The organism is Pseudohalocynthiibacter aestuariivivens, from assembly GCF_018457175.1.
GTDB classification, from domain to species: domain Bacteria; phylum Pseudomonadota; class Alphaproteobacteria; order Rhodobacterales; family Rhodobacteraceae; genus Pseudohalocynthiibacter; species Pseudohalocynthiibacter aestuariivivens.
In genome coordinates this window covers 183,760-209,642 of the sequence record NZ_JAGFNU010000006.1, presented here as the reverse complement: position 1 = coordinate 209,642, position 25,883 = coordinate 183,760, and the positions used below count along the sequence as shown (strand labels likewise).

Genomic DNA, 25,883 nt, shown 5'->3' with positions numbered 1-25,883 from the left:
ATGCCAAAAATAAAAAAAAGGCAATGGGCCGGAAAAAACTGTCGCGGGATGGAGCAGCCCGGTAGCTCGTCAGGCTCATAACCTGAAGGTCGTAGGTTCAAATCCTACTCCCGCAACCAAAATTTATTTGCACAAGGCCATCGGCAGTCATGCGGGTGGCTTTTTTGTTGTCTTGCGCGAGGCCGAGTATTCCTGCGATATCTCTCTCGATACCTATCAGGAGACCGGACGATAAGTCCTTGTTCACACGCCGGTTGGTTCGCAACCACCGAAAGCTACCAACTCCTCAAATTGTGTTAGGGTTTTTTTTGCCAACGTTGTTGGCTCGTCAGCCTTAAGCTTTTATTTCAAGCTCTGATAGATCAGGCGACCAGGGTTCAGCGGGTCGCAGGATGGCCTTTAACGTGATAAAAGTGTCCGGAACAGGAGGCGTTTCATGACCACAGCTTTGATTATTGGTGCAGGCCAAGGACTCTCCACCTCACTCGCCCGTGCGTTGCACGCGCGCGGCCACTCACTCATTCTCGCTGCACGCGATACGTCTGATCTAGGTGGGCTTGCTTCCGAGACCGGGGCGGCATTGATCAACTGCGATGCACGCAACCGCGATGATATGGTCCGCCTGTTCGACACTGTCGATACCAAAGGGCCATTGGACGTCGCCATTTACAACCCAAGTGCCCGCGTAAGAGGTGCTGTCGCTGATCTAGACACTGAAGCCGTCGAAAACGCCATTCTGGTCACCGCTTACGGGGCCTTTCTGATGGCCCATTACGCCACCAAACGGATGCAGCCGCAGGGGCACGGCGCGTTGCTTTTCACCGGGGCTTCCGCTGGGGTCAAAGGCTTCGCCAATTCTTCGGCCTTCGCCATGGGGAAATTCGCATTGCGGGGGCTATGTCAGTCTTTGGCCCGCGAACTGCATCCGCAAAACATACACATTGGCCACTTTGTAATTGATGGCGTTATCGCCAAATCCACCGACTCTGAGCCCGGCAATACCGTGCTGCACCCAGACGCCATCGCCCAATCCTACATGCATTTCCTCGACCAGCACCCATCATCCTGGGCGTGGGAGATTGAATTGAGACCGCAAACCGAACGGTTTTGACGTCCGTTTAGAGGTGGAGCCGGACATCGCGAGTTTCTAATCGTGAGCACTTAGTCGACCACGCTACAGTATCAAAAGGATTTGCGTATGATCGAGGCGCGTGACCTCATACAAAAAGGTCGACACTCTGTATCTGCCGCAGGGCTCGAAGTGAGTTATGAAAGCCCAACGCATTTTAGCCGCGACTACACACGGAATTTTGACGTTTTCCCCGTCAATGACGTTCGTGCAGCTAACGCCATATCTCAAGAAGATGCGCTGATAACTGCATGAACGGAACATTCGACGCGGATGCAAACGCTGGGAACTTGGTGAAAAGGCAGGCGTCAGACGCTAACGCGATTTCTTAATCGGCGTTCAAGGCGTGCGCGGTTTTGGTCTGACGTAACCGCCGCTCACGCCAAACAATCAACAGGCCACCTGTTGCGATCAGAAACGCACCCGGAAAAAGATCATCAATCGGGGCCTCTCCAAAAAATGCCCAACCAAAGACAAATGCAATCAGGATGCCAAAATAGTTGAACGGAGCAAGATTGCTCTGCTCGGTCATCCTGAACGAAACGACCAAGGCTAACACCGCCGATCCGCCAAGACACCCCATCGCCACGATCCAACCCAAATCACGTGACCCATCCAGCACGGAGAAACCGCCTGTGAGCAAAGTTAGCAACACCGCACCTCCACAAGACACCACCGTAGAATAGAGATTGATCAGAGGGCTTGGCACGCTTTGATCCATCATTCGTGCCATTACACCTGACAGCGCATACAGAAACGCTGCGCCTAGCGGCAACAATGCGTCATACGTGAAATTTTCGCCCGTGGGTCCCACGATCATGACCACACCTAAAAAACCAACACCCACCGCCAGCCAGCGTGCGAGGCCAACCCGTTCGCTAAGCAGCGGCACCGCGAGGGCCGTCATGAACAGCGCGTTGGAATACGTAATTGTCGAGGCCGTGGCAAATGCCAGCCGCCCTAAGGACAGATAAAATAGAAATTGTGCCATCGCCGTAATCACACCACGCAGGCATGCAAGCTCCCACTGGTGCATTCGCATCAATCGTCCTTTTTGATGCCATTGGCGAGAGGAGAAAAGGACAATCGCGCTCGGGATAAGTCCAAAAAAATTGCGATAGGCACTTAGCTCGGCGGCACTATAATCCTCTGAAAGATGCTTGACGATCAGCCCCATAAAATCAAACAGAACGATGGCTAATAAGCTCAGTAGAATGGCGGGTACAACTTTATCGGGGCGTTGGGGGACCACTCAACAACACTCCGTTTGAATGAATAAAAGCTCAAAATAGAACTGAACAAACATTCTGTCACATTGGAGAGGGACAGGTTTGCTGGCAAGGGGGATCGTTTCTTCCCTTCATTCGTTCGCCGGTAAGTTTTTGTCGGCTTTTGTAGGTAACGATCAGCAAAGTCTGGTTGGTATTCTGCTCCCCTGAGAGTTCGCGTCTGTGAGTTGGCTCCGTTCAGGTTTTGGTCCCCTTTAAGACGTGTGTTAAGAAGGTTTTGGACATCCCAAACAAATGGGCGGCAGGTTTCAATTTTCGGGCCAAATCACGGCAAAGTAGGAGAGCGTCCATGCGAATACCTCATAACAGTAAGGTCCTGATATTTTGCGCGTGCTGGTTTTGGATTGCGAACACAGGCACATCTGCCGGGGCCCAAGAAATTGGCTGCAACGGTTTGGACGCCCTTTCTTGTGTTAGCTCTGCAGAATGCATGTTGACTGCAAAATCTGAATGCATTGCGCCATGGGATCGCTGCCAAATCGGGTTTCAGCAAGCCATCTTGGGCAGCGCGGGAAATTCCATTGACTATGAGCAGCATCAAAGCACCGTAGATCAATGTCATTCTCAAGCGGGATGTTCCTATATTCCTGCAGAGCAATGTTATTGCCCACCGGACGTGAGTTGCGTCTGTGGCGGCGGTGAACCTCCGAACTGTCTACCGACTGAATCCGGTATGTTAAGTCCACCTGTTGGGGAATTTGTGATCGTTGATGCGCGGGCCGTCAGCGGCGTCGCTACTTCACCTGTCTTGCAAGATGTTGGCGAAATCATCGGAAATACGGTTTCCCTCTCGGCTGAGGCCATCTCACTTGAAGCGATAGCTTGCGATGAGTGGGAAATCCGTGAAATACCTGTGCCCCTTGATGTAATGGACCCACTCTTAGCCGATGTAATGCTTGGTCCAGTTGAATTGGGCGACACGGTCGTCGATCATCGCGTGCTCACCGGCTGGAATTATGGGTGCGAGGGTGAGTCGTTGATCGACATACTCGAAATTGACGGACGTGTTTTGGTGGCCCCATGGATGAACGGTGCAGTGAACCTAATTCTGGAACGTCCTTTGACATCAGGGGAGATTCACTTGGCTCAAACAAATTTGAAGAATCAAAAGTTTCTGGACCAAGTTTCCACTGGCCAACTTGATGAGGCGACAATTGCGGCCTTCGGATTTTGGGCAGAATACCGAAATCAAGAAACTCAGGCGTATCGGTTTGCACGAACTGCGATTACAGAAAACCTTCTCGTTGGTCTGATCGGACCAGATTAAGAATTAAGCTTTTGGTGTCCAATGTGATGTCGAGAGGACCGTTCCCAAAAACTCTGATGACAAACATACAGTTCAATCGTTTACAAAACGCCTAAGGGCGAACCTCGAAGAAGGGCGTACCTATGCCTCCTTTGATGTATTAATCCGTGTCGGCCACCGCCTTGGGCTTATTGTCGCCTATCAGGGGATATTGAAACCCTGTTCCCATAAGTAGTTGAATCCATTGCCCCGCCGCGAATGTTTGTTTGGCTAAAATTACTCCGGAGGAACTGGGACACCTGCGAAAGGTGAAACTATCTGGACTGACGAATTCGCCAATCCCATATTGCGGCAAGAAACAACAGCACAAAGCCAGTGATCTCGACGAGCCGGTCGTATCGCACGTACATGGCAAAGATAATTGCGAGAGTTCCTGCTATGCCGAGTACTATCGGCCAAAAGACTTTGTGCCGCTTCAGTCCGAGTACAAAGCCGAAGAGTGCAAGGATTGCAAACAGAACAATTGCACCGGCCCAAAGTGTCTCGTTCAAATGTATGGCGATGCCAAGAGCACCAAGAGCGGAAATAAAGACGAGGGAACCGTAGCAGGCAACCACCGAAAGTACCGTGGCGACACCGGCGAACCACCCAAACCGTAAAGGTTTCTGAGGCATTTTCAGTTTCCTCCAAACGGAAATGTTCCAGTCACACCCGTTCTCCATTTACCCATTTTTGTATCCTAGTGTTTGAGTTTACTGCCGTCCAGATTTGCAGTTTCAAGCGCCCCGCCTGACATGTTGGATGTCGTTCCGGGTTAAACAAAGTACTACCCGTCCGTCTCGGAGCCCGCATGTTCGCAAAGTTGTTTCAGCCACGTCGCAACACGTTGTTTAGAACGCTGATCGCCGCTGGTCCTGGGCTGACGCAAATAGTACTTGGCGGTCAGGGAATAGGGCGCGCCAAAAACCTCTGCAAGTTGGCCAGATCGCAAATGCTGATCAACAAAGGGGCGTCGCCCCAGGACGACACCGTCTCCACGAACGGCAGCCTCAAGGGCGATTAGGGATCCATCAACGGCCAAGCCGCGTGGTACAGCAACATCTTTCAGACCAAAATGGCGAAACCACCTGTGCCAGTCGTCTTCATAACCCAGAACATGGATCAGTTCGAAAGATTGGATATCTTTGGGGTTTTTCAACGGTTCCGCTTCAGCGAGCAAACGGGGAGACGCAACTGGCGTTATCGTAGAAGTTAGCAGCGGGCTCGTATTCGGGTCGCTAACGTCTTTGCCTGTAACGAAGATTTCCAGATCTACATTTGGATTTTTGTCTGCCGAGTTTTCGGAGTCGAGCGTTCGAATGCGAAGGTCAATTTCAGGATGCTCTCTGTGAAATGCGCCGATGTTTGGTGCAAGCCAGAGTGTCGCGATACTTGACGTACAGCGTATTGTTACGATTTGGTTTGATCTTTCCGGGAAGAGCTGATCCGTCACCGTGTCCAACCTGTCGATCGCTTCTTGGACGGTTCTGAAGTAGGCCTGCCCAACCGCGCTTAACGAAAGTTGCCTGTGATTTCGGACAAAAAGCTCGCTTCCCAAAAAGGTTTCAAGTTTGCGGATTTGCTGGCTGACCGCGGCCTGCGTGATGTTCAGCTCCTCGGCTGCAATTGAAAAGCTTAGCTTTCGGGCAGCAGCTTCAAACGTGCGCAGGGCATTCAGATTCGGGCGTTTCATTGGCGGGCTTTGAATAAGTTGTGCTTATGCAAACTGGCAGCAATTATCGTTTGTCGCAAGAACAGATGTGCCTACACTTCCCCGGAAGCTGCAATTCGCGGGAGCGCACAGGTGAAGTTTTTTTCTTATCTCACAGACGCGGAAATTCAGTACGTACATGCGTCGTCGCTGGAAATTCTGGAAGAGACCGGTCTTATCGTGCGAAACGCCAAGGCACGCAAACGCTTTGCCGATCACGGTGCCATTGTGGACAATGAAACGGAACTGGTTCGAATTCCGGCAGAGGTTGTTGAGAAATACCGAAAAATGGTGCCTCCAACCATTACCTTGCGGGGGCGGGATTCGGCATATGATATTACTTTTCCCCGTGAATTGCCTGTTGTTGCAACCGCAAGCTCGGCACCGGATATTGTTGACCCCGCAACCGGTATTACTCGTCGGTCAACTTCGGCAGACATCGCGCGGATTGCACATCTGGTAAACACTTTGCCGGGGTTTGATCTGTTTTCAATTTCGACACTGGCGGATGATGCCCCTTCAGACCAGTTCAGCCTGACACGGTTTTATGCAGCGCTGAAAAACTGCGTCAAACCCGTACGAACATCTGTTTATGATGTGAGGGAAGCCAAACAGGTTATCCGGCTGGGGGAACTTATTACCGGTTCACCCGAGGCGTATTGGGAACGTCCATTCATCAACTTTGGCTATTGTTCCATCGTTTCGCCACTGACGATGGATTACGACAGCACTGAAACCATGATGTATTTTGCCGAAAACGGCATTACCGCCTATGGCACGATTGCGCCCATGGGGGGTCTTAGCACCCCGCTGTCGCTGGCAGGTATGCTGACGATCATGAACGCTGAATGGCTGGCCGTGGCGACATTGGCACAGATGAGCAAAGAGGGTACCGCACAAATCTATAATTTCCTTCCGGTCTTTGCGGATATGCGGGACGGGGCCTATGCGCCCGGCGCGATTGAAATTGGTATGATGAATTCGGCCGTTTGCCAGATGGCGCGGTTTTATAACGTGCCTGCTGGGGGGTATCTGGGCCTGACAAACTCAAAGGTTTCCGACGCGCAATCGGGTTTTGAGAAAGGTATGTCGCCCCTTATGGGCGCTATGTCGGGTGCCGATTTCATCGTTATGGGTGGGCTGCAGGATGCGCTTATGTCGTTTGATTTTGGACAATTGATGATCGATAATGAGATTTCGATGATGATCAAACGGGTGCGCGAGGGCTTTGGCTTTTCCAAAGAAAGCGCCAGTTTGCAGGAAATCAAAGACACTGGTCCAGCGGGGATGTTTGCGGACAACCCGTCTACGCTGGAGCGTATGCACACGGCGACGTTCATGCCGGAACTTGCCGACAGAAACCTGCGCGAGAAATGGGAACTGGAGGGGTCTTCCACAATTCAGCAACGGGCGCTCAACAAAGCACTAGAGATTCTGTCCACTCCAAATTCTGCTGCCTTGGGTGCTGACGCAGATGCCCGAATCAGGGCTGAATTCGAAGGCATTGTTGCCGGAGAGTCCCAACTACAGGAAGGTTGGGAGCGGATTGATATCGGCTCAAAGTTACCGACGCGTGCACGGCGGATTAACCGTCGTGGAAAAGCCACCCAGCGCCACTAGCTAACACATACGAGCGAACACCCCATGACCAAAACCTTCCCAACAACTGCGAACATCGTGATCATAGGCGGAGGCGCGATTGGTACCAGTATCGCCTACCATCTTGCCCGGGCTGGCGTGAAAGATGTCATTTTGCTGGAAAAATCAAAGCTGACTGAAGGGGCCACATGGCACGCCGCCGGTTTGGTAGGGCAATTCCGATCACAACAAAACCTGATGAGCCTGATGAACGACAGTGTAAAACTGTTTGATACCCTGCTTGAAGACACGGGTCAGGACCCGAGCTGGTGTAAGGTCGGCAGCATGCGGATCGCCAGTAGCCCTGATCGCTGGAAAGAACTGCAGAAATCATATTCGTCAGCGCAGGCCGTGGGGTTTGAGATGAACGTGATGACGCCCGCAGAGGCGAAAGAGATTTATCCGCTGATGAAGGTGGATGACCTGATAGGCGCCGCTTTCATTCCGGATGACGGGCATATCGACCCCAACAGTCTGACGCAGGCCTATGCCAAGGGTATCCGTAAATATGGTGGCCGAATACTCGAAGAGGTGATGGTCAAGGATCTGGTGCGCGACGGTCGCCGGATCACCCAAGTTGTGACAGACCACGGAAATATTGAGGCTGGAACGGTTGTAAATGCAGGTGGTCTGTGGGCCCGGCAAGTCGGTTGGATGGCCGGTGTTGAAATACCCGCGGGTGTCGTGGAGCATCAGTATCTGGTGACCGAGAAAACAGATGCGATCCCCAATAATCTTCCTGCGTTTCGTGACCCGGACGGCGGATATTACGCGAAGCCTGAACCCGGGGCGCTGGCAATCGGAGGATGGGAGAAAACAACGCGAAAAGTGAACCCGAAAGAGGGGTTTCCGTGGTCTCATGAACGGCATCTGTTTGACGCCGACATGGACCGAATTGAAGAGTTTCTAGAGCCTGCGATGCACCGCTTGCCGATCCTTGGGGACCTTGGTGTTCGTACAGTCATAAATGGCCCAATCCCAATTTCCCCAGATGGTGAACCGGTTATGGGGCCGGTGCCGGGGCTTGAGAATTTCTTTGTTGCCTGTGCCTTTACCTCTGGAATTGCCGCTTCGGGCGGCGCTGGCATGGCAGCGGCAAACTGGATCATGCATGACGATCCCGGACTTGACCTTTGGGCCTTTGACATCCGTCGTTTTGGGCCATTGCACGCAGGGCAAAAGTTTCTGTACGACCGCGCTGTTGAAAGCTATTCGCAGTACTACGCTATCCATTGGCCGGGGGAAGAACTGGAAAGCGCGCGCGGTGTGCGCCGTAGCCCGCTTTACCAAACACTTAAAAATCAGGGCGCGGTCTTCGGCTCCAAATTTGGCTGGGAACGTGCCAACTGGTTCACCCAAGGGGGCATTCCGCAACAAGATGTCTTTGGTTGGGATAGACCGGGGCAGGACCTGACAGTTGGTCGCGAACACAAGGCCGCGCGCGAAGGCGTTGTGATGATCGACATGTCGTCCTTCACCAAATTCGAAATCAGCGGGCGGGACGCCTGTCAGTTCCTCCAATTTCTCGCGGTAGCAAATGTCGACAAAGAACCGGGCGGTGCGACCTATACCCAGCTTTGCAATGACGCGGGCGGGATAGAGGCGGATGTGACGATCATTCGCCGGTCCGAAACGTCTTTCTGGCTGATCACCGGATCAGGCCTTGGAGTGCGTGATCGCGATTGGATAGAGCGGGCGGCGCAGAGATACAGAAAGGGCCATGCGCTTGACCTGCGTGTCTCAGACATCACGTCGGCTTATGGCGTGATCAACCTTGCAGGTCCACTGGCGCGTAAGGTTCTGGAAAAGGTTACGGATACAGATGTCAGTAATGAAAGCTTTCCTTTCACGTCAGCACGCGACATTCGCATCGGGTATGCCTCTGCTGTTGCTTACCGTGTGACATACATAGGAGAGCTGGGTTGGGAGCTCTACATTCCAACCGAATACATGCAGTACGTCTATGAAGTGCTGCAAAATGCCGGGCAGGTGTTTGGTATTTCAAACACCGGATACCGGGCGGTTGATAGCCTGCGGTTGGAAAAACGTTACCTCGCCTGGGGCGTCGATATTTCACCTGACTACAACCCGTATGAGGCGGGACTGCAATTTTTGATAGATTGGAACAAAGGTGATTTTCTGGGTTCTGACGCGTTGGCGCGGATCAAAGAAAATGGCGTAGCGCGAAAGCTCGTTTGCCTTGCGTTGGAAAAACCATTGTCGGTTTTTGGCGGAGAGGCGATTTTTCACGAAGGCAAAGCGATCTCCCAAACAACAAGCGGCAACTTTGGGTATTCGGTCGGTAAAAGTCTGGTTCTGGGATACGTGCCGTCAGACCTGTTTGGGAAAACGGAATTTGAAGTCGAAGCCTTTGGTGAAAGGTCACGGGCATTGTTGGTGAATGGGTCGGCCTACGACCCGGAACGAAAAAAAATTCTTTGCTGACAGTTGGGCTGTCTTCTCTAAGCGACCTGCACGGTGTTCGCTAAATGCGAACTGCCTGACATAGAATTCGCTCTTGCGCAGGGTCGTGGAAATGCGACTAATCCTTATAAGGGGCAGTGTTGCTAAAAGAGGTGTCCGCGATGTCCACAAACTTTCAACAACTCACGCAAGTGCTGCCAGAGCTTGAAAACCATCCGCGCGCGCCGCTTTTTAGCAGGTCTTCTGATCTTGAACCCTTACACAACCTTGGCCAACATCTTGGGATAAAACTAGACGCCAAACGTGATGATAGCCTTCCGCTCGCGATGGGCGGCAACAAGGTTCGTCAGCTTGAATATTATCTTGGACAAGCCGTCGAACAAAAGGCGGATACAGTTCTGATCACAGGGGCTGTTCAGTCGAATTTCGTGCGCCTCTGTGCGGCTGCAGCCCGAAAGTTGGGCATGCGTCCAATCTTGCAACTTGAAGACCGGGTGCCGAAGGATGACGTCGCCTACAACACCTCGGGAAACGTGCTGTTACTCAAGCTAATGGGCGGCGAGATTGAGTATTTCCCGGAAGGTGAAAACGAAAGCGCGGCTGACGCCAATCTGGATCGTATGGCCGCTGGGATCGCTGCGGAAGGCGGCAACCCTTTTGTCATTCATCTTGGTATCAACCACCCACCGATTGGGGCGTTGGGGTATGCTGCTGCAGCGGTTGAAACCTGGCTTCAGCACCGTGCGCTCGGGGAAATGCCGGATCACGTTGTTGTTCCATCTGGCAGCGGGCTGACACATGCCGGTTTTCTGGTTGGCGCGCGTGCAATAGGTTGGGACGTTTCCGTTCTGGGTATTTGTGTGCGGCGTGATGCAACCCAACAGAGCGCCCGGATTTTACGCCGTGCAAATGAGGTCGCTGAATTGCTTGGCGGGAAAGTCACCATCACTGAGGCCGACGTTCAGGTTGACGATACATCTTTAGCGCCGGGTTACGGCCAGATGAACGCCCAGGTTCTCAAGGCTATAACGAGCGCCGCAGAGAAAGAAGCGTTGCTGCTTGATCCGGTCTATTCCGGACGCACGATGGCTGGATTGCTGGACCATCTTGAAAGCGGTGTGATCAAACCCGGCGAGCACGTGACATTCATTCATACAGGCGGCACACCAGCGATTTTCGCGTATCAAAGCGACCTTCAGTAAACTGTTCGTTAACCCGCGGCATTCTTTCACGTGGTTTACATTTATTTCTGTCGGCAGCGGCGCAACACTGGGTGTTGATTTCACACCTGACCTTGTTGTGGGGCGGGTCGCGCTCTACATCGGGGGAATGACTCGATGGATACCTTTTCTCAACCGTGCACCCAAAGTCGCCGTTGTTCGCCTTTCAGGCGTTATTGCAACTGCTGGCCGAGGTAGTTTGAACGACGATGGAATTGCGCCGATACTGGAGCGCGCGTTTAAACGCGGCAAACCTGCGGCTGTCGCTTTGCTGTTGAACTCTCCCGGAGGCTCGCCTGTTCAATCCTCGCTGATCGGCGTCAGGATCAGGCGGCTCGCGAAGGAACACAGCGTACCTGTCTATGCTTTTGTTGAAGATGTGGCAGCCTCTGGTGGCTATTGGCTGGCTGCTGCAGCAGACGAGATATGGGTCGATCACAGCTCTATTGTTGGTTCGATCGGTGTCATCTCATCAAGCTTCGGGCTCGAAGAATTCATTGGGCAACATGGTATCAAACGCCGCGTCCATACAGCAGGCAAATCAAAGTCTATGCTGGATCCGTTTCAGCCAGAAAAGGCTGCGGATGTGAAACGGCTGAAGGTGTTGCTGGAACATATCCACGACAACTTCAAGGAACATATAACATCTCGCCGTGGTGAAAAACTTGATCAGGAAAAAGACCTGTTCACCGGTGAAATCTGGGTGGGTCAGCAGGCGCTGGACGTTGGGCTGGTTGATGGCATCGGCCATCTTGTCCCTAAGATGAAAGAACTCTACGGCGAGAAGGTGCGCTTCTTGCGTTATGGGCAGAAAAAATCGATCCTGCAACGGTTCGGCGCGCGCATCGTAAATGATGCTCTGACCGGAATAGAGGAGCGGGCAGAGTACGCGCGATTTGGCCTTTAGATGATTATCAAGATCGTCAGTCTTTTTCTGATCGCTATGGTCGTTCTGGCTATGTTTGGAAAACTTCGGTTCCCGGGGAAAACGGCATTCGACAACCGGAAATGTCCGTCTTGCGGGCGTTTTCGCATCGGCAAAGGTCCGTGCGACTGCGGAAAAAGGGGTCGCTGACGAATGGATTGGGTCTATGTAGGTCTGGGACTGGTCATTCTGCTGTTGGCAGGTGATGTACTGGTCAAAGGCGCGGTGAATCTATCACTACGTCTTGGTGTGCCGGCTTTAATTGTCAGCCTGACAATCGTGGCCTTCGGCACCTCAGCCCCGGAATTGCTGATTGCGATAAATGCTGTCCATGAAAATGCCCCCGGTATTGCGCTTGGCAATGTGATCGGTTCGAACACGGCGAATATTTTGCTTGTTCTGGGTATACCCGCGATGCTTGCAGTGCTGCACTCAAGCGAGTGCAATACCCGAAAAACATATATCTACATGATCCTGTCCAGCGTGCTTTTCATCGTTGTGGCGATGATGGGGCCAATCACCTGGATGCATGGTATCGTATTACTGAGCGCGTTGTTTTTCGTGTTAGGTGACGCCTTTTGCGAAGCAAGGGCGCACCGCAACGGCAATTCAGCGTGTGATCCCTGTGCAATTGGCGATGTAGAAGACATCGAAGGTGTTGACCCCGATATGCCGTGGTGGCGTATCGGGATTTTTATGGTGCTTGGTCTGATAGGCTTGCCGCTTGGTGCTGACCTTCTTGTGGAAGGGGCAGTCAGCATCGCGCGGCATTTTGAAATTGACGAGACCGTCATTGGGTTAACTTTGGTTGCGGTCGGAACGTCATTGCCAGAGCTTGCGACAACGGTCATGGCGGCCTTGCGCCGTCAGGCGGACGTCGCTCTTGGCAATGTCATCGGCTCGAATATGTTCAATCTGCTCGCAATTATCGGCATCACGAGTTTCGTAGGCGTCATCCCGGTGGATGAACAATTCCTCCGTTTTGATCTTTGGGTTATGCTCGGTGCCTCGCTGTTGCTGGCTCCTTTTGTTTTTCTGGGCTGGAATATTACCAAACAGTGGGGGATTGTGCTGACAAGTCTTTACGCGGTTTATATTTTGATCGTGTTGCTCTGACGAAGTTGCCAATAACGCAGCGGCAAGTAGGAATCTTCTTTGTTCCCAAACTCTAATTAGGTAATCGAAATTTCTTGATTGGGCTCAGAATCTAGGCTGCAGGACACTTCGAAACCTCAGGATAGAGAGCATTTTTTAATGATCAAAAGATTAGACACCAAGAAACTTGTGCACTTCGAAATTTAACGTCACAAAACTGTTACCTTTTCTCTAATGTTTTCAGTGATTTGGCTAGCAGAATAAAAAATAACACTTAATATCAATAGCTTATTTTACTGCCTAAAAATTAGGCAATTGATGGAACCTGATTAAAAACAAAGAGAATTTTGCGGGAGCCGGAAGTTACCACCAGAGTTATCCACAGAAATCGTGGACATGTTTTCACTTGCTACCCGGAGCATAAGATTGCAGGCATCTAGGGAATCAGATTGTTAGCGCCAATGAGTGACGAAACCAACATCAAGGAACAAAGTGGACCGCTCTCGGGTCATGCCTGCATATTGTCTTATCTGAAAACTCTGGACAATTCTCCAGGTGTCTACCGGATGCTCGATAGTCAGGGCAGGGTGCTCTATGTCGGCAAGGCAAGGAACCTGAAAAAGCGGGTTTCCAACTATGCAAGTCCAACGGGTCACAGCGCGCGGATCGCCCGAATGATTTCGCAGACAACCAGTATGATGTTTCTGACAACCAAGACAGAAACAGAGGCCTTGTTGCTGGAACAAAACCTCATCAAGCAACTTAAACCGTACTTCAATGTGCTGCTGCGGGACGACAAAAGTTTTCCCAATATTCTTGTCGCAAAGGATCATCGGTTTCCTCAGATCAAGAAACACCGGGGTCGCAAGGCAGAAAAGGGTGACTATTACGGCCCATTTGCAAGCGCCGGGGCGGTGAACCGGACTTTGAACCAGTTGCAGCGTGTTTTCCTGCTACGAAACTGTTCTGATACAACGTTTGAAAACCGAACGCGCCCCTGCTTGCTCTACCAGATTAAGCGCTGTTCCGGCCCTTGCGTTGGTTATGTATCTGAAAAGGACTACGCCATACTAGTAAGTGATGCTGAACGGTTTCTGGCAGGCAAATCGACCCGCGTTCAGGAAGATCTTGCACGAGAGATGGAGGCAGCAAGCGAAGCACTGGAATTTGAGCGCGCCGCCGCGCTGCGTGATCGCATTCGTGCGTTGACTCAGGTGCAATCGACTCAAGGTATCAATCCACGCGGCGTTGCCGAGGCGGATATCATCGCGCTTCATCTCGACGGTGGTCAGGCTTGCGTGCAAGTGTTTTTCATACGCGCTAATCAGAACTGGGGAAACCGCGACTATTACCCACGTACTGGGGCAGGGGCCGAGGCAAGCGAGGTTCTCGAGGCTTTTGTTGGCCAGTTCTACGGTGACAAAACACCTCCTCGAGTGGTTCTCCTTTCGCATCCGGTAGAAAACGCCGATTTGGTTCAGGACGCGCTAAGCCAAAAAGCAGGACGCAAAGTTGAGGTTGCGGTGCCGCTACGTGGCGAAAAGGCGGAACTGATGTCAGGGGCTGCCCGCAATGCCCGTGAAAGCCTGGCGCGGCGTATGTCTGAAACAGCAACTCAGGCAAAACTTTTGCGAGGCTTGGCTGACGCATTTGATCTGGGTATGCCGCCTGCGCGCGTTGAAGTCTATGACAACAGTCACATTCAGGGAACAAACGCAGTGGGTGCAATGATTGTCGCTGGCCCCGAAGGTTTTGTGAAAAGCCAGTATCGTAAATTCAATATCAAGGGCAAAGATCTGACCCCGGGTGACGATTTTGGCATGATGAAAGAGGTGCTGACCCGACGCTTCCAGCGCCTTATCAAAGAAGATCCCGAACGCCAGAGCGGTAATTGGCCAGAGCTGTTGCTGATTGACGGCGGCGCTGGGCAAGTAAGTGTTGTTGCAGGAATTATGGCGGAACTCGGGGTTTCGGATATTCCCATAGTGGGTGTTGCTAAAGGCGTCGACCGGGATCACGGCAAGGAAGAATTCCATCGCACTGGTGTACGCCCCTTCGCTCTGCAAATGAATGATCCCGTTCTTTATTTCGTTCAGCGCCTGCGCGACGAGGCGCACCGTTTTGCAATTGGGACCCATCGTGCCAAACGTTCCAAGGCCATTGGCGCAACGCCGCTTGACGATTTGCCGGGCGTAGGTGCCGCGCGCAAACGTGCGCTTCTGACCCATTTTGGCAGTGCCAAAGCCGTCAGTCGCGCTGGCCTTCCTGATCTGAAGGCAGTAGACGGAATCTCGGACGCTTTGGCAGAAACCATTTATGACTTCTTCCATGACAAAGCCTGAACAGTTAAGGATGTTGTTATGATATGGAATCTTCCCAATATTCTGACTGTCTTGCGGCTGCTTGCAGCGCCAGGTGTCGCAATAATGTTCCTTTACTTTTCACGTCCGCTTGCGGATTGGTTCGCGTTGCTTTTGTTTGTCACCGCCGCTCTGACTGATTTCATTGATGGCTATCTCGCACGGGCCTGGAAACAGGAAAGCAAGTTCGGAGCGATGCTGGATCCAATCGCCGACAAAGCGATGGTCGTGATTGCGCTTTTGGTTATCACAGCGATTTCGGGATTGAACCCCTGGGTGTTGCTACCCGCGACGCTGATTATTTTTCGCGAGGTTTTTGTTTCTGGCCTGCGGGAATTCCTTGGCAGTAAAGCGGGGCTTCTTCAGGTCACAAAACTTGCGAAATGGAAAACGACCGCACAGATGATTGCGATAGCTGTCTTGTTCGCAAATGGCGTTTTTGAGCATTATTTCTATATGCAATCCTACGGTATGAATCAGGAAATCGTTCAAAACGTGCTGAACGGCACAGAGGCTGATCACCTTGGTTTGATTTGGAAATACAAAGGATTGATTGCAAGTTCCACAGGTGGGATTGTGATGCTCTGGCTCGCAGCTCTGTTAACGCTTGCAACGGGCTGGGACTACTTCGTCAAAGCAATGCCACATCTGCGAGAGGGGTCACGCAATGATTGATGTACTTTATTTCGCCTGGGTGCGCGAACGTATTGGTGTGCCAAAAGAATCTGTTGATACACAAGCGACTTCGGTGACCGAACTGGTCGCCGAATTGTCCGCGCGCGAAGAGCGCTATGCCATGGCTTTTTCGGATATCTCTGCATTACGCGTTGCTGTGGATCAGGAGCTTTCAGAATTTGACGCGCCACTACAAGGGGTACGCGAAGTGGCGTTTTTTCCACCCATGACAGGCGGTTGATATGGTCGTCAGGGTGCAGGAAACGGCTTTTGATCTTGGGGCCGAAGTCAAAGGTTTTGCGGAAGGCTGCAAAAATGCTGGTGCGGTAGTGACATTTACTGGTCTTGTGCGCGATCTCGCCTCAGGAAATCTCGACCGCATGCTGATTGAGCACTACCCGGGAATGACTGAAAAGGCTTTGTCCAAAATCGAAGCTGAAGCTGTAAAGCGCTGGTCCCTCAATGAAAGCCTGATTATCCATCGGCACGGTATGTTGCGCCCGGGTGAAATCATTATGATGGTAGCGACCGCCTCGAAGCATCGTAAAGATGCTTTTGAAGCTGCGGAGTTTCTGATGGACTACCTGAAATCCCGGGCACCTTTCTGGAAACAGGAATTCACGAACGATGGTACAGAGTGGGTTGAAAGCAAATCAGAAGACGAAGCAGCACTGGGGCGTTGGTCCTGACTATTCCAAATCACCAGTTTCCATAAATATCCCCGCCGGAGGCCCAAAAGTTTTCTTGCCTCTGGCGGGGATATTTTTAGAAATTGGTAACTTATTCCCAGCAGGTTACGTGTGCGGCACAGGCTGGGAAGCCGATGGCCGTGAAAATGGTCGGCACCCTGTCCGCCTGGCGTCGGGCAGGGTGTTGCATTTCAGGTGTCAGTCCCCCTGAACCCTGTCAATATAGGAGCGTAGTTCTTCTGCCTCTTGTCGCGCAGCCCTCAAGCCATCCATTGCAGCGCTGAGTTCGGCCTCGGTCTGGCTGAGTTGATTGGTCATTTCCGCTTCGCGTTGCTGCAAATAAGTAATCGCCTGATCCCGGGTTTCTTCTGCTTCGTGCAAAGACTTTGCCATATTGTCGAGCTCGCTGAGGTCGCCTTGCGAAACTCGTGTGAAACGATGGATCAGCCAATGGGCGAACCAGCCCATCAGAAATGCGACAAAGAGGATGATCGCCGTCGTAATAATAAATTCAGTTCTGTTCATCATCAGTTCCTGTTGCCGTAGCCTCTGTTTCATTCGCAACTGCTGTCGGTGTCGCGCTCTCAGCTTCTTCGGTTGGCTCTTCTTCAGGCAAGATTAGTGTAAACTCAATCCGACGGTTGGCTTCGCGGCCTTCTTCGGTGTCGTTGTCTGCAATTGGGGTGCTCTCGCCATATCCCTTTGCCTCAAGGTTTGAGGTCAGCACTCTGCGGGCCATCAGAGCGGAAAGAACTGCTTCTGCCCGGCCCTGGCTGAGGTTCTGGTTCATTATTTCACGGCCCTGGCTGTCGGTATGGCCCGCAATTTCCATCTTCACATCCTGACAGTCACGCATGATGTCCGCTATTTTATCAAGTGTTCTGCCCGCCCCTGCGGCGATTGTTGCAGCACCCGGTGCAAAGGTGATTTTTGTTTCAGCCAGCACTGCATTGATGCCGTCTACGCATTCTTCGGTTGTGGGAAGGGCGGCGATTGGGTCAAGCGTTTCTTCGTATGTCACTTCAACACCAAAATTTTCTGCTTCACCAAGTTTTTCGGAGAGAATCCTGGAAATATTTGCCCGCGCTTCCGGATGACCGGTGGTGCCGCGGACCTCGACGAAATCCGGCTGAACAACAATACTTCCGTGGTTAAGTTCAGCAAGTGCTTCAAGCGCTGCCAGCACACGAACGGGCCATCCGTCCGGAAGTTCCGCGTCAAGTCGTGTTGCTGCATAAACCTGATCCATCCCAAACCTTGCACGTGCGTAGCTTTCTACAGCGCTGCGCACCCTTTCGTCTGTCAGTCGACCGCGTAATTGTATCAGCCCTTCGGGACTACGTGTCGCGACAAATTCTGGTGGTCCTTGCCCTTCACCGGTTCCGTCAATTTCTACCGGGTCTGGCAAGACTGCATGCAGTGAAAACACATCGGGAAGGTCTGTTTCCAGTTCACCAGCCACGCGGTCAAATAAAGCTTGTGGGGTTGTGTCCAGAGCAACAAGCGTGACGTCTGCATCTGAGAAGGTGATTGATCCGCCACCGATTTCGGCAAGGGCCTTTACCCCTATCGCAACTGCCGAACCCCATTTTGGAGATGGGTTTCCAAGCCCGATGACGCATTCTGCGTCGCCCTGCAATCCAGATGCTCTCGCAGCTGTAAGAATTTGGTCGATCGTAGTCTGGCTATCGGCAGAACAGGCGTCAAATGAACCTACGCCATCATTGATCAGGTAGCGCAACGTAAAGGGTGTGATGACAGGACGTGGTGCGGAAATGTCCAGCATTACCTCAAGACCGTCTGGGACGCGCTGAAGAAGATTGGCTTCCAGCTGTTCTCGCTCAGCCGCAGAATTGCTGATCGCGGTAATAGCGACCAGGTCAGCGTCGACAGAGATTTTTGAACGAGGTAGCGAACCCAAAGCGTCCAGCCCAAAAGAAAGCGCACTTTCCCAACCTTCGGGGACAGGATGATCAGCGCTTTCCAGCATATCGGTGACGTGGGTTCCGTCAGCGATTTCTTCGATTTTGGTCACGACCTGATCACGGTTGGTACCGGTAGGTATTAGGCCGATAAGCGAAATGCCATCTCCATTTCGCAAAATCTCGACCGAAAAACGTGGCGCTGCGATCTCTGCTCCGGCCTGCACTTCCATGCGGTCGATTGCTCTGTGTGCATCGACAATCGAACCAGCCACGGAAAGGGCGCGAAAACGGTCGGCCTCTGTTGGGGCGGTTCCTGAAAGGCGTACCTGCAAACCATCAGACGAAACATGGACCCAGTCGAATTCGCCCTCTTCCAGTGCCTTGGAAATGGAATGGGTCGAAAAGCGCTCTATCGCTTCTGCCGCGAAAGAGGCGACAAGGACGGCCGCCGCGGCGGCTGTTACATAGACAGAGAAGACGATAATGGATGAAGATAGGCGCATATATCACTCAGCGTCAGGTTACTACAGCAATGTGTCTACGCCTTGAACGGATTAGGTTCAATCACACCACGAGGGCTACGGCGAAAAATAGTACAGGAATGAGGCCCGTATTTCGGTTGGCGCGAAAAAGACGAAGACAATTTTCGGGTTGATCGATGTCAAGATGGCGCATTTGCCATACAAGATGCCATCCAAAGGCCCAGGGACCGCCAAGCGCGATGACAAGTTTCAAGACGTTTGCCTGCTCGGTCATGGCAAGAAGAATCGCGAGTGCCATCAATGCGACAGAGATCATCATAAACCAGCGCAGCCAGCGACGCGTATTCTCCCCGAAAAGGCGCGCGGTGGATTTTACCCCGATCATGGCGTCATCTTCTTTGTCTTGGTGGGCGTAAATCGTGTCGTAAAACAGGGTCCAGGCAATGCCAGCGGCATAAAGGCAGACTGCGGGCCATTCCAATTGCCCCCGATGCGCTGTCCACGCAAGAAGAGCGCCCCAGTTGAACGCAAGGCCCAGAAAGACCTGCGGCCACCATGTAAAGCGTTTTGCGAATGGATAGATTGCAACAAGAACCAGAGACGCAATGCCAAGTTTGATGGCTGCCCAGTTAAACGTGAAAAGAATTGCGGCGCCAACAAGCGCCTGAAACGACATCCAAATCAGCGCCTGCTTAACAGATACCTGCCCTGATGGCAGCGGGCGAGACCGCGTGCGCTCAACCTGAGCATCAAACTTGCGGTCAGTAATATCATTCCAGGTGCAGCCAGCGCCCCGCATCACCAATGCGCCGATGGCACAGCCAACGGCAATCCAGAGATCATGTAACCCTGGGCTATCGCTTGCTGCCGCTAGCGTGACGCCCCACCAGCATGGCAAAAGCAAGAGCCAAGTGCCAATTGGCCGGTCTGCACGCGACAGACGCAGATAGGGCCGGGACCATGCCGGTGCCATGGTATCCACCCAATTGCCGCGATAGGCATCTGCAACCTGACCGGTGTCTGTATCTGTTTGTGGCTCTGGCGTTTCTGAAAACTCGGGCATAAGGTCCGCCTCATGACAGGTGCAAAGATCAGGCTCTATGTAGACGAGGCATTGGGGGAGGGGCAAACCATTCCTCTGACCCAACCACAGGCGCATTACCTTTTTGGGGTGATGCGGCTTGCTGTTGGGGGTGCCGTCGCTTTGTTTAACGGCCGTGACGGTGAGTATCTCGCGCATGTCGTCGAGGCCGGAAAACGCCGTGGCGTGTTAAAATGCGCAGAGCAGACGAAGCCGCTGCAAATGCCGCCTGATCTCTGGCTTTTGTTCGCGCCGATCAAAAAGGCGCGCACCGACTTCATCGTTGAAAAAGCGGCAGAAATGGGGGTGTCGAAGATTTGCCCGGTACAGACACAATTCACGAATTCCGAACGCGTGCGGCGGGATCGTCTGCAAGCCCATGCGGTTGAGGCGGCGGAACAATGCGGCGGTACATTTGTGCCCGGGGTTGCGGAGCTGCAAAAACTGGATTCGGTTCTGTCCAACTGGCCGGAAGACCGAAAACTTGTTTTCTGCGATGAATCCCTTGTTGGTGCGAGAGAAGTGCTGAGTGCCGTAGAATGTGAAAAATGGGCGATTCTGATTGGCCCCGAAGGTGGCTTTTCGGAAAAAGAACGTGCTCGGCTGAACAGCCTGCCATTTGTCGTTCCGATCAGCCTGGGTCCGCGTGTTTTGAGGGCAGACACCGCCGCGGTCGCGGCGCTTGCGCTGTGGCAATCTACACTTGGAGACTGGAAATGAACTTCATTCGCCCAGAAGCTCGAGCCTTGCTTTGGCAATGGCGTGACGTACTCATCGGGCTTGCTGTATTTGCGCTTGGACTGTGGGTTTTCCTGCGGAGTTTTGGTGTATTGGCGTGGCTTGGGGCTGCGGCGGCTATCGTAGGGGTGTTACTGGTTTTAACAGGCGCGATCAGGGTGCGATTTCGCGTTCCACACGGTGGGCCTGGTGTTGTCGAAATCATAGAGAGGCGTATGACCTACTTTGGCCCGGAAGGTGGCCGGAGCTTTTCATTTGATGAGGTTAAAAAAATCGAGATCGAAACAACTGAAGGCGGCCCTTCCTTTGACGACCTGTTCTGGATTTTCCATTTGGAAGGCAATCCACCTGTGCGCATTCCTGCCTCTGCTGCAGAAGGCGAGGAAATCATAGATGCGCTTTCTGCGTTTTCTGGGGTAAATTCAAAAAATGTTGTCGACGCCTGCCTTACAACAACTCGTGAACGGTTTCTTGTTTGGGAAAAAGGTGATTGAACCTCCCCGCGTGAAAGTCTAGCGCTAGGGAACTGAATCGCGCCCTTTGCGGCCGACGAAATGGAAGGAAACTGCCCATGTCGATCCCTCAATCCGGTGGTGGCCCAATTGAGAGCCACGAACAGCTTGCAGAGTTGTTGTCTAAAGGGTGCAAACCGAAAGAAGACTGGCGAATTGGCACCGAGCACGAAAAATTCGGCTATTGCAAAGATACACTGAAACCACTGCCATACGAAGGCCAGCGTTCCATCCTGGCTGTTCTTGAAGGGTTGCGTGATAGCTTTGGCTGGGCACCGGTTCTGGAAGGTGACAAGCTGATTGGCCTTGAGAAGAACGGCGCAAATGTTTCACTGGAGCCGGGTGGCCAGTTGGAATTGTCCGGTGCACCACTTGAGACGATTCATGAAACCTGTGACGAGGTGAACGCTCATCTTCGTGACGTGAAAGCGATTTCAGACAAGGTTGGCGTTGGGTTTATTGGCCTCGGTGCTGCACCGACCTGGACACATGAAGAAATGCCACAGATGCCCAAAGGGCGTTACAAGCTGATGACGGAATACATGGGCCGTGTCGGCACCCACGGAACACAGATGATGTACAGAACCTGTACCGTGCAGGTGAACCTCGATTTTTCATCTGAAGCGGACATGGTTCAGAAATTACGCGTGGCACTGGCGTTGCAGCCTGTTGCAACCGCCTTGTTTGCCAATTCACCGTTCTTTGAAGGCAAGCCCAATGGCCACAAAAGCTGGCGTAGCCGTGTGTGGCGCGGGCTTGATAATGCGCGCACCGGCATGCTGCCCTTTGTTTTTGAGGATGGCATGGGGTTTGAGCGCTGGGTGCAATATGCGCTCGATGTGCCGATGTATTTCGTCTATCGCGACGGGAAATATATTGACGCGCTGGGCCAGTCTTTCCGGGATTTTCTGCAAGGCAAACTTCCGGCTCTTCCCGGCGAAACCCCAACGCTTAGCGATTGGGCGGATCATCTGACAACGGCCTTTCCAGAGGCGCGTGTGAAACAGTTCATCGAAATGCGCGGTGCGGATGGTGGCCCTTGGCGCAGGCTGTGCGCTCTTCCGGCATTCTGGGTTGGTCTGTTGTACGACCAATCCTCGCTTGATGCGGCCTGGGATATGGTCAAAGGCTGGGACGCGGAAACCCGTGAAGGGCTGCGCATTGCGGCCTCGGAAGATGCACTTCAGGCAGAGGTCAATGGTCTTAAAATGCAGGATCTCGCTGCACAGGCGGTCGAAATCGCAGAGGCTGGGTTAAAAGCACGCGCACGCCCCGGTGCTGACGGGCTGATCCCGGATGAGACACATTTCCTCAACGCGCTTAAAGACAGTATTGAAACCGGGCAGACCCCGGCTGATGAGTTGTTAGAAAAATACCACGGAGCCTGGGGTGGTGACCTGAACCGAATTTTTGCAGAATACAGCTACTAACACGGCTTGGGGTTTCATTTTGAAACGATGACATCCCTGACAAATGATATTACTTTTTCCTCTGGCATTTCGCAGGGCTTTAGCAGCGATTTTCCAGAGGATAGTTGATATAGGTTGAGGCTAATATAGTCCGGGCCACCCAATTCTTCTGCAATAAGTTTTTGGCTGCGTCCCCCGGCAAATCGCGATTTCGTCAGAACATAGGGACGGTTCTGATAACGCCCCTGATGGGTGCCGAACGGCAGCGCATCAAACGCAGCAAGAAACGCCTTCATGGCCTAGCTCTTATGGCCTATTCTGGGTTCGGTCCCTGCACGCAGACGTTTGATGTTTGCCCAGTGGCGCGCGTAAACCAGAATGGACAACAGAAGACCCAACAGGATGGCTTGGCCGTAGAAAAAATACATCATCCAGAAAGGTGATATGCCCGCAGCCAGAAGCGCGGCGAGCGAGGAATAACGAAACACCAAAGCCACGACCAGCCATGTGGCACAGCAGGCCAAACCCACAAAGAAGTTAAGCGCAAGCAGTATACCAAGGAATGTCGCTACGCCTTTGCCACCTTTAAAACCCAACCAGACCGGGAACAAGTGGCCGAGAAAGGCGCAGACCCCGGCGAGTTGTGCAGCGTCCTCGCCCAGCAGCGCACGCGCGACCAGCACGGCAACAGCACCTTTACCAGCATCAAATACAAGCGTCAGAAACGCGGCGAGCTTGTTACCTGTGCGCAGCACGTTTGTTGCGCCAATATTACCAGACCCAATGTCGCGCAGATTGCCCAGCCCCATGACGCGGGCAACCACCATGCCGAAAGGAACAGAGCCAAGCAAATAGCCAAGCACACCAGCGAGGATGAGCATTTGAAGGGAATTTACAATCGCTGGCATAGCCTAGGCTCCAAAAACTTCGATACCGCCGACAAAGGTTTTTAATACTTTGCCCTGCATCCGCTGTTCGTCAAAGGGTGTATTCTTTGATTTCGAACGCAGTTTGAAACGATCCAGCACAAAAGGTGTGTTTGGGTCAAACAAAACAAGGTCTGCGGGCGCTCCAACCGCCAGACGTCCGGCATCAAGCCCAAGACGGCGCGCCGGGTTCAGCGACAACGCGCGCCAAAGTGTCGGCAAATCGATCGCACCCGCATGCACAAGCCGGAGTGCTGCAGGCAACAAGGTTTCCAGCGCAACGGCACCACTTGCTGCTTCTTCATAGGGCAGGCGTTTGCTTTCCTCGTCCTGCGGTGTGTGGAAGGATGAGATCACGTCGATCAACCCACTGGCAACGGCAGCGACGGTTGCAAACCGGTCATCTTCGGATCGAAGTGGCGGTTTAACCTTAAAGAAACTACGGTAGTCACCCACGTCGAATTCATTCAGTGTCAGGTGGTGAATTGACACGCCAGCGGTAACATCAAGACCTGCGTCCTTGGCGCGTTGCAACGCGGGCAGGGCGCCTGCGGTTGAAATGCAGTCAGCGTGGTAACGCGCGCCCGTCATTTCAACCAATGCAAGGTCACGCTCCAGCCCCATGCGTTCCGCCATAGGTGACACGGCAGGCAATCCTTTGAGTGAGGCGAATTTACCGGATGTAACAGCCGCCCCTTTAGACAGTCCGGGGTCTTGCGGATGTGCCATCACCAAGGCACCAAGGCTGCGCGCATAAGTCAGACAGCGTGAAAACACCTTTGGGCTTTCGACAACACGGTCACAATCGGTAAAGGCAACGGCACCAGCGTCGTGCAGGAAACCGATTTCGACCATCTCGCGGCCTTCACGTCCTTTGGTGAGCGCTGCCATGGGAAGGATATGAACCGGGGCGGCTTCGTTCGCGCGCCGTGCAACGAATTCAAGCGCTTCGGGTGTATCAAGCGCCGGGGTTGTATCGGGGCGCGTGATCATCGTTGTTATGCCACCTGCCGCCGCCGCCGCACCAGCCGTGCGGAAACTTTCCTTGTGCCGTTCACCCGGCTCGCCAATTTTAACGCCAATGTCGACGATACCGGGAGCAAGATATTGACCGCCGCAGTCCGCAACCTTCCCGGCAGGGAAGTTTTTAATAGCTTTTTCAATATCTTGCGTTAAGATTTCGGCAATCTTTCCTTCCGAAATCTTAATAGCACCGAAAGTTTCGGTGCCCGCTTCCGGGTCAATCAGGCGGGCGTTGGTGAGGAAAAGGTCGCTCATACCATCACCCCCTCATCACTGCTTGCCCGCAGATTTCGGGCCAAAAGGTCCATCGCAGCCATCCGCACTGCTACCCCCATTTCAACCTGGTCCTGAATAACGCTTCGGTTGATGTCATCGGCCAGTAGGCCGTCAATCTCTACTCCGCGGTTCATCGGGCCGGGGTGCATGACGATGGCGTCTTGCTTTGCGTAGCTCAGCTTTTCCGCGTCGAGTCCGAAGCGATGATAATACTCGCGCTCTGACGGGATAAACCCACCATCCATGCGCTCGCGCTGCAGGCGCAGCATCATCACGACATCAACGTCTTTTAACCCCTCGCGCATGTCGTCGAAAACTTCGACACCCAGTTCCGCGATTTGTGATGGCATGAGCGTTGGCGGGCCGACGAGGCGTACCCGGTTTTCCATTTTGCCAAGCAGGATCAGGTTTGAACGCGCCACGCGGGAATGGGCGATATCCCCGCAAATCGCGATGCTGAGGCGATGCAGGCGGCCCTTTTTGCGCCTGATGGTCAGCGCATCAAGCAGGGCTTGTGTCGGGTGTTCATGCCGTCCGTCGCCTGCATTTAACACCGCACAGTTCACCTTGGAGGCAAGCAATTCCACAGCGCCGGAATGGGGGTGGCGCACAACCAGCAGATCGGGGTGCATTGCGTTCAGTGTCAGGGCCGTATCGATCAGGGTTTCGCCCTTTTTGACCGAACTCGCCTGCATCGCCATGTTCATAACATCTGCACCCAGCCGTTTCCCGGCCAGCTCAAACGACGCCTGCGTGCGCGTCGAGTTCTCAAAAAACATGTTGATTTGGGTGAGGCCCGCCAGCGCGTCAGAGTGTTTGACCTGTCGCCTGTTCAGATCGACGTATTCGTCGGATAGATTCAGGATCGTTTCAATTTCTTCGGGCGATAGTTGCTCGATGCTTAAAAGATGCTTCGCACGAAAACTCATGGCGACCTCTGTCTGATTTGTTTGCTTATAGGGTGTGCATGCTTGGCGAGGCAAGAGTGTGCGAGCCTCATTGCCGCGAACCGCTCAAATCACGCTCAAATGAACGTTTCAAAGCGCGTTGTGCGGTTTCGTTTCCCGCAAT

At 53.0% G+C, this 25,883-nt stretch carries 24 protein-coding genes, 1 tRNA gene and 1 pseudogene; 16 read left to right on the top strand and 10 right to left on the bottom strand.

What is annotated here, in order from left to right; all coding sequences use genetic code 11:
* The first annotated feature begins 42 nt into the window (after positions 1-42).
* From J4E70_RS11305 to J4E70_RS11295, 3 genes and pseudogenes are all read left to right on the top strand, one after another.
* Positions 43-119: transfer RNA gene (locus J4E70_RS11305), tRNA-Met, on the top strand.
* A 317-nt stretch (positions 120-436) separates the two neighbouring features.
* Positions 437-1,111, top strand: a complete 675-nt coding sequence (locus J4E70_RS11300; RefSeq protein WP_213889443.1) for an SDR family NAD(P)-dependent oxidoreductase — start codon at positions 437-439, stop codon at positions 1,109-1,111.
* 69 nt (positions 1,112-1,180) lie between these two features.
* Positions 1,181-1,384: pseudogene (locus tag J4E70_RS11295) on the top strand (helix-turn-helix transcriptional regulator); the annotation flags it as partial.
* Between the two features lie 73 nt (positions 1,385-1,457).
* Here the strand turns inward: J4E70_RS11295 and J4E70_RS11290 are convergent.
* Positions 1,458-2,381 carry a DMT family transporter gene (locus J4E70_RS11290; RefSeq protein ID WP_343229459.1) on the bottom strand — a complete coding sequence of 308 codons (924 nt, stop codon included), beginning with the start codon at positions 2,379-2,381 and terminating at the stop codon, positions 1,458-1,460.
* A gap of 710 nt (positions 2,382-3,091) precedes the next feature.
* Between J4E70_RS11290 and J4E70_RS11285 the strand changes: the two genes are divergently transcribed.
* Positions 3,092-3,685: a hypothetical protein gene (locus J4E70_RS11285; RefSeq protein WP_213889441.1), complete on the top strand. Its 594-nt coding sequence runs from the start codon at positions 3,092-3,094 to the stop codon at positions 3,683-3,685.
* Between the two features lie 293 nt (positions 3,686-3,978).
* Here J4E70_RS11285 and J4E70_RS11280 read toward each other — a convergent pair whose 3' ends face one another.
* Together J4E70_RS11280 and J4E70_RS11275 are read right to left on the bottom strand one after the other, a co-directional pair.
* A complete protein-coding gene (locus J4E70_RS11280; RefSeq protein WP_213889440.1) occupies positions 3,979-4,338 on the bottom strand; it encodes a MerC domain-containing protein in 360 nt (119 codons plus the stop codon).
* 152 nt (positions 4,339-4,490) lie between these two features.
* A complete protein-coding gene (locus J4E70_RS11275) occupies positions 4,491-5,396 on the bottom strand; it encodes a LysR substrate-binding domain-containing protein (RefSeq protein ID WP_213889439.1) in 906 nt (301 codons plus the stop codon).
* Between the two features lie 111 nt (positions 5,397-5,507).
* Here J4E70_RS11275 and J4E70_RS11270 point away from each other — a divergent pair, with 111 nt between their 5' ends.
* From J4E70_RS11270 to J4E70_RS11230, 9 genes are all read left to right on the top strand, one after another.
* Positions 5,508-7,034: a trimethylamine methyltransferase family protein gene (locus tag J4E70_RS11270; RefSeq protein WP_213889438.1), complete on the top strand. Its 1,527-nt coding sequence runs from the start codon at positions 5,508-5,510 to the stop codon at positions 7,032-7,034.
* Positions 7,035-7,058: 24 nt separating this feature from the next.
* A complete protein-coding gene (locus tag J4E70_RS11265) occupies positions 7,059-9,497 on the top strand; it encodes a GcvT family protein (protein ID WP_213889437.1) in 2,439 nt (812 codons plus the stop codon).
* A 140-nt stretch (positions 9,498-9,637) separates the two neighbouring features.
* Positions 9,638-10,678, top strand: a complete 1,041-nt coding sequence (locus J4E70_RS11260; RefSeq protein ID WP_213889436.1) for a D-cysteine desulfhydrase family protein — start codon at positions 9,638-9,640, stop codon at positions 10,676-10,678.
* A gap of 127 nt (positions 10,679-10,805) precedes the next feature.
* Positions 10,806-11,603: a S49 family peptidase gene (locus J4E70_RS11255; protein ID WP_213889434.1), complete on the top strand. Its 798-nt coding sequence runs from the start codon at positions 10,806-10,808 to the stop codon at positions 11,601-11,603.
* 171 nt (positions 11,604-11,774) lie between these two features.
* A complete protein-coding gene (locus tag J4E70_RS11250; protein ID WP_213889433.1) occupies positions 11,775-12,737 on the top strand; it encodes a calcium/sodium antiporter in 963 nt (320 codons plus the stop codon).
* 440 nt (positions 12,738-13,177) lie between these two features.
* On the top strand, positions 13,178-15,058 hold the full coding sequence (gene uvrC / locus J4E70_RS11245) for an excinuclease ABC subunit UvrC (protein ID WP_213889431.1): 1,881 nt from the start codon (positions 13,178-13,180) through the stop codon (positions 15,056-15,058).
* Positions 15,059-15,076: 18 nt separating this feature from the next.
* Entirely contained in the window at positions 15,077-15,751 is a 675-nt protein-coding gene (gene pgsA / locus J4E70_RS11240; protein ID WP_213889430.1) for a CDP-diacylglycerol--glycerol-3-phosphate 3-phosphatidyltransferase, read from the top strand.
* A complete protein-coding gene (gene moaD, locus J4E70_RS11235; RefSeq protein WP_213889428.1) occupies positions 15,744-15,992 on the top strand; it encodes a molybdopterin converting factor subunit 1 in 249 nt (82 codons plus the stop codon). The genes pgsA and moaD overlap by 8 nt, the downstream gene beginning before the upstream one ends.
* Before the next feature lies 1 nt (position 15,993).
* Positions 15,994-16,440: a molybdenum cofactor biosynthesis protein MoaE gene (locus J4E70_RS11230; RefSeq protein WP_213889426.1), complete on the top strand. Its 447-nt coding sequence runs from the start codon at positions 15,994-15,996 to the stop codon at positions 16,438-16,440.
* 198 nt (positions 16,441-16,638) lie between these two features.
* Here the strand turns inward: J4E70_RS11230 and J4E70_RS11225 are convergent, their stop codons facing one another.
* The 3 genes from J4E70_RS11225 to ubiA form a co-directional block, all read right to left on the bottom strand.
* On the bottom strand, positions 16,639-16,965 hold the full coding sequence (locus J4E70_RS11225; RefSeq protein WP_213889424.1) for a hypothetical protein: 327 nt from the start codon (positions 16,963-16,965) through the stop codon (positions 16,639-16,641).
* Complete coding sequence (locus J4E70_RS11220) at positions 16,952-18,868, bottom strand: OmpA family protein (protein WP_213889423.1); 1,917 nt, start codon at positions 18,866-18,868, stop codon at positions 16,952-16,954. The genes J4E70_RS11225 and J4E70_RS11220 overlap by 14 nt, the downstream gene beginning before the upstream one ends.
* A gap of 61 nt (positions 18,869-18,929) precedes the next feature.
* A complete protein-coding gene (gene ubiA, locus J4E70_RS11215; protein WP_246531707.1) occupies positions 18,930-19,910 on the bottom strand; it encodes a 4-hydroxybenzoate octaprenyltransferase in 981 nt (326 codons plus the stop codon).
* 12 nt (positions 19,911-19,922) lie between these two features.
* Here ubiA and J4E70_RS11210 point away from each other — a divergent pair, with 12 nt between their 5' ends.
* The 3 genes from J4E70_RS11210 (at position 19,923) to J4E70_RS11200 (ending at position 22,608) form a co-directional block, all read left to right on the top strand.
* The gene (locus J4E70_RS11210; protein WP_213889419.1) at positions 19,923-20,648 is read left to right on the top strand and encodes a 16S rRNA (uracil(1498)-N(3))-methyltransferase; all 726 of its coding nucleotides are present in this window, start codon (positions 19,923-19,925) and stop codon (positions 20,646-20,648) included.
* Positions 20,645-21,160, top strand: coding sequence for a hypothetical protein (locus tag J4E70_RS11205; protein ID WP_213889418.1), 516 nt, complete (start codon positions 20,645-20,647; stop codon positions 21,158-21,160). Before J4E70_RS11210 ends, J4E70_RS11205 begins: the two co-directional genes overlap by 4 nt.
* A 77-nt stretch (positions 21,161-21,237) precedes the next feature.
* Positions 21,238-22,608 (top strand): glutamate--cysteine ligase, encoded by a 1,371-nt coding sequence (locus J4E70_RS11200; protein ID WP_213889416.1) that lies wholly within the window; start codon positions 21,238-21,240, stop codon positions 22,606-22,608.
* 14 nt (positions 22,609-22,622) lie between these two features.
* Here J4E70_RS11200 and J4E70_RS11195 read toward each other — a convergent pair whose 3' ends face one another.
* From J4E70_RS11195 to J4E70_RS11180, 4 genes are read right to left on the bottom strand one after another with little or no spacing between them, the layout of a single operon-like run.
* Entirely contained in the window at positions 22,623-22,883 is a 261-nt protein-coding gene (locus J4E70_RS11195) for a hypothetical protein (protein ID WP_213889415.1), read from the bottom strand.
* Positions 22,884-22,886: 3 nt separating this feature from the next.
* A complete protein-coding gene (gene plsY / locus J4E70_RS11190; protein WP_213889414.1) occupies positions 22,887-23,495 on the bottom strand; it encodes a glycerol-3-phosphate 1-O-acyltransferase PlsY in 609 nt (202 codons plus the stop codon).
* Positions 23,496-23,498: 3 nt separating this feature from the next.
* On the bottom strand, positions 23,499-24,791 hold the full coding sequence (gene pyrC, locus J4E70_RS11185) for a dihydroorotase (protein WP_213889413.1): 1,293 nt from the start codon (positions 24,789-24,791) through the stop codon (positions 23,499-23,501).
* Entirely contained in the window at positions 24,788-25,741 is a 954-nt protein-coding gene (locus J4E70_RS11180; protein WP_213889412.1) for an aspartate carbamoyltransferase catalytic subunit, read from the bottom strand. The genes pyrC and J4E70_RS11180 overlap by 4 nt, the downstream gene beginning before the upstream one ends.
* Between the last annotated feature and the right edge of the window lie 142 nt (positions 25,742-25,883).